The 4,287-nt window shown below is 34.2% G+C and carries 4 protein-coding genes, 1 tRNA gene and 1 pseudogene; 2 read left to right on the forward strand and 4 right to left on the reverse strand.

Annotated features, from left to right (window positions below; genetic code table 11):
* The 3 genes and pseudogenes from ACIQ1E_RS13910 to ACIQ1E_RS13920 form a co-directional block, all read right to left on the reverse strand.
* A pseudogene (locus ACIQ1E_RS13910) lies at window positions 1-367 on the reverse strand (M1 family peptidase); the annotation flags it as partial.
* Between the two features lie 48 nt (window positions 368-415).
* Window positions 416-919 (reverse strand): DUF6702 family protein, encoded by a 504-nt coding sequence (locus ACIQ1E_RS13915; protein ID WP_396171950.1) that lies wholly within the window; start codon window positions 917-919, stop codon window positions 416-418.
* 70 nt (window positions 920-989) lie between these two features.
* Window positions 990-1,709 carry a hypothetical protein gene (locus tag ACIQ1E_RS13920; protein WP_396171951.1) on the reverse strand — a complete coding sequence of 240 codons (720 nt, stop codon included), beginning with the start codon at window positions 1,707-1,709 and terminating at the stop codon, window positions 990-992.
* 156 nt (window positions 1,710-1,865) lie between these two features.
* Here ACIQ1E_RS13920 and pepE point away from each other — a divergent pair, with 156 nt between their 5' ends.
* Entirely contained in the window at window positions 1,866-2,576 is a 711-nt protein-coding gene (gene pepE, locus ACIQ1E_RS13925; protein ID WP_396171953.1) for a dipeptidase PepE, read from the forward strand.
* A gap of 31 nt (window positions 2,577-2,607) precedes the next feature.
* Here the strand turns inward: pepE and ACIQ1E_RS13930 are convergent.
* Window positions 2,608-2,680 (reverse strand) — tRNA-Gly (locus ACIQ1E_RS13930).
* 238 nt (window positions 2,681-2,918) lie between these two features.
* On the opposite strand from ACIQ1E_RS13930, the gene ACIQ1E_RS13935 reads away from it, so the two are divergent.
* The coding region (locus ACIQ1E_RS13935; protein ID WP_396171955.1) for a murein L,D-transpeptidase at window positions 2,919-4,287 on the forward strand (1,369 nt) is incomplete at its 3' end.

Here is a 4,287-nt window from a genome sequence, read left to right on the forward strand (position 1 = left end):
CTGTTTTTTGGTTTTCGGCTAAAGGGGAAAGCGAGTTTTTTGCTGCTTGATTTTGGTCTAATTGAACCCATAAATAGTCCAAAGTATCGGGAGAATTATTGGTATAAGTTATGGTTTCTGAACCACTCAATTTCGAGTTTTTATCATCTAATTCGATGTCGATTTTATAGTCAGCTTGTTGTTGGTAGTATGCTGGGCCTGGTGCTCCTGAGGCAGTACGGAACATATTGGGGGTTGCCAGTAAATCATACATTTGACTAAATTTATTGGAATCACCTCTGTTGGAATTGATTTGAGATGCCTCTGTTGGTTTGGTTTGTGCTAGAACAAAAAATGGAAATATAAATATTAAGACTATTTTTTTCATAGAAGAAAAGCTTTTATAGTTGGATTGTAATGCTTTGTTTTTTGTGAATCAGTATTTTACAGTTTTAGATTTTACGGTTTTTGTTAATATAAAACTTTTTTTACCACCTGAAACGTTGCTATTAATCATATTTTGTTGATCGGAGAAAACTTCAGTTAAAATGGAATTGTATATTTCAAGTGTATTTATCTTGGATATCCCTTTTATATTCCAATAGCAAACCAGTTCATCACCATCGATTTCTTGACTCAAAAAATTCATTGGTTTGAGCTGGCCGTTTACTTTTATAGAAAAATTAGCCATCAAATATTCTTTTAACAAAATTGACTCTTCGGAGGTTTGTTCTTCATCTCCAACAGCTATTTTCTTATTGTACTTTTTATCAAGTGCTTTGTTCAAATCGTCGATGTGAATACGAGAAGTGATTTGGAGCATTTTCTTTTCTGAAGCAAAATCGATTTGGTATAGAGCCATATGAAATTTATGCAAGGTAGCTGCAGATAAAGTCAAAAAAAGTATTGGTAATAAAATAGATAGTAGCTGTTTTTTCATTTTTCAAAAATAGTAAAACTTATGAGATAATACTTTTAGGTGTAAAAAAAAGAGAATATATTGGACCTTATTATTCTTCTGAAAGAATTTTATTGAATTTTGCTGCCAACGGAATGATCAAATACTCAATTTTTGTTTTGTTTTTTGTTTTTAAAGTTTCTGCAAACAACTTGTCTTCAATGCAATAATACTGAAATGCCTTGATATAGTCTGTAGGGATTTTAAGTGTTTGTGTAAAATAGGATTCGTCTTTGTAAAGGGCGTCGATTATGGCAAGCAATCTAATTTTCTTTTCTACTTCGATTTCTTTTTTGAGCATAGCGGTTCGTCCTGATAATAAATTTAAAAGGGCGTCGCCAGGGGTTGAATTTGCAGTAAATAACCTCCTTTCGGCAGGAGTGTATTTTTTTATTCCTCTTGGGGAAATCCCCAACGAGACTGCGTTAATTTCAGGGTGTTTGTTGACGATTACTTCCTTTAGTTCGGTGGTTTTTGCAATCATTTTTATGATAACAATGTCTGATTTTAAATCTTCGTCTTCAATGCTTCTTCTATGGTATTCTAAATTTACGGAGGAAAAAACTAATAAATCATCAGCTTTCGCTAAAATGAAGAATTCGCCATTGCTGTCGCTAACAGTGCTTTTTTCGTTTACTAAATTAACGATATTGACGCCTTCGGCACTACCTGAAGCTACGCTGATTTTTCCGTGGATTAATTTTTCGACGACAGATTGACTGTAAGTTAACTGGCATAGCAAAAGAAATAGAAAGAAGTCAAATTTTCGCATTCGGTGCTTTTATCATTTTTATAGTTGTAAAAGTATCTCAATTCCTTCCAAATTATATATTAAGGACTTCGTAAGAATTTGTTAATTTAAATTTTTGAAATGCAGCAATCATTAACTGATTTTATATCTTTATACCAAATTTATAGCACAAAGAGTATGAATAGAAAAGCAATTATAGCGAGCACATCAACACTGCACGGGGGTGATTATTTAGAGTATTTATTACCTGAGTTAAGAGTTCATTTTAAGAATTGCAAAACGATATTGTTTGTTCCTTTTGCCAGACCAGGTGGAATTTCGCACGATGATTATACGGCTAAAGTGGCGATGGCTTTCGTCAAAATTGGAATAGAAGTTAAAGGAATTCACGAGTACGAGGACTATTCTACCGCTATTGAAAGAGCAGAAGGGATTTTTACCGGCGGAGGAAATACTTTCTTATTGGTTACGCAATTGCATAAAAATGATATTATGATTGCTCTTGCCGAGGCTGTTAAAAACGGAACGCCTTACCTTGGGACTAGTGCCGGAAGCAATATTTGTGGCTTGACGATGCAAACGACCAATGATATGCCAATTATTTATCCGGCAAGTTTCAAAACTTTAGGGTTGATACCTTTTAATTTGAATCCACACTATTTGGATGCCGATTTGCAATCCAAACATATGGGCGAAACCCGTGAAACGAGAATAAAAGAGTTTCATTCGTTCAATAGTATTCCTGTTTTAGGATTGCGAGAAGGAAGCTGGTTGGAAGTGAAAGGAGATAAAATTGTTTTGAAAGGAAATTTGTCAGCACGTCTATTCAAACAAAACCAAAATCCAGTAGAAATGGAGCCAGGGACAGACCTAAGTTTTTTAAAATAAAAAACCCCAAACTTTCGTTTGAGGTTTTTAGAGCGAAAGACGAGGCTCGAACTCGCGACAACCAGCTTGGAAGGCTGGAGCTCTACCAACTGAGCTACTTTCGCAGTACAACGGTGCAAATATAAATAATAAGTTGGCTTGTTTGCAAGTTTTTTTTTGAAATTCTTGTAAATAGTTGCTTTTTTTTTATAACCAATTTAAAACTAAATCATTATAAATTCATTATTTTTATAGGATAATTGATTTAAGCGCGATTCAACAACAACTGCAGTAAAACAGTTTCTACTTGACCTTGCATTATTCAAAACTCAAAATAGTTTAATGTTAAAAATATAAATAGTGATGCGAAAATTTTTGATTTTACTATTGTTTTTTGCGGCATTTGGTTGTGAAAAGGAGTCTAAGAAAAGCAAGCCAATTCCAAAAAAGGTTGCGGTTCCTCATATTCAAGTCGAAGGAAGATCCGTTATGATTGACAGTGCTTTGTTGAATACTTATAGCAGCAATAATCTGAAAGACTTTTACTTTTTTACGGGTTATAAATCAGTTTGGCAATCCAAAAAAGACAGAAGTATCATTTTGGAGCAGCTATTAAGTTGTGAGGAGGAAGGGTTAAGTCCCGCTAATTACAATTGTGCATTATTAAAAAAGTATGAAAACAAGTATAATGTGCTTCAGGATAAAGAGAGGGCAAAATATGACATATTGTTCACCCATAGCTTTCAAAAGTATATTTTGCATTTGACTAGAGGAAGGATGAATCCCACTTATTTATATAAAAATTGGGACTTGCAAGAAAATACAATTAATATAAACGAAACTATAGCCCAATTGCTCAAAAGTGATTCTTTGGAGTATAAAATAAATCAACTGAAACCAAATCATGTTGTTTACAAAAGCTTGAAAAAGGCGCTTAAAATATTAAATAGCTATCCTGTAGATGATTTTACTCCAATTGCATTCGAAAATAAAATCGTTTTAAATGATACAAACCCTTCTGTTATTGAAGTAAAAAAGCGATTGATTTATTGGAACGAATTGAAGCCAATCGATAGTCTTTCCAGTATTTACGATAGTGAAACTAATGCAGCAATGCGGAAATTTCAAACCCGTCACGGTTTGGCCGCAGATGGAGTGATTGGGAAAGGTACAATTGATGCGCTCAATTTTTCAAAAAAACAGCGAAAAGAGCAAATTCTTGCCAATCTCGAACGATGGAAATGGTTTCCAAAAGATATGGGAAAGGAGTATTTAATTGTCAATATTCCTGATTACAAGTTGACTTTAGTCAAAGATCAGGACACCTTGAGAACGCATAAGGTTATTGTCGGAATAGATAAAAGGCCAACGCCCGTGCTTTCGTCAAGACTAAGTAGTATAATATTGAATCCAACTTGGACGGTGCCTCCAACAATTTTAAAAGAAGATGTGATTCCAGCAATTGCAAGAAATAGGAACTATCTGGCGCAAACCAATATAAAAGTTTACAACAGCAATGGGGATGAGATCTCAGCGAGTAATTGGAAGCTTTCCAACGCGAAAGGCTATAGATATGTGCAAAGTCCGGGAACCTTTAATTCGTTAGGAATGGTCAAGTTCGTTTTTCCGAATCGGTTTTCTATTTACTTGCATGATACCAATCATCGAGATTTTTTTGGTAAGCAAAAACGTTCGTTGAGTTCAGGTTGTGTGAGAGTTGAAAACCCACTAA

It is taken from the genome of Flavobacterium sp., assembly GCF_044348915.1.
Lineage (GTDB): Bacteria > Bacteroidota > Bacteroidia > Flavobacteriales > Flavobacteriaceae > Flavobacterium.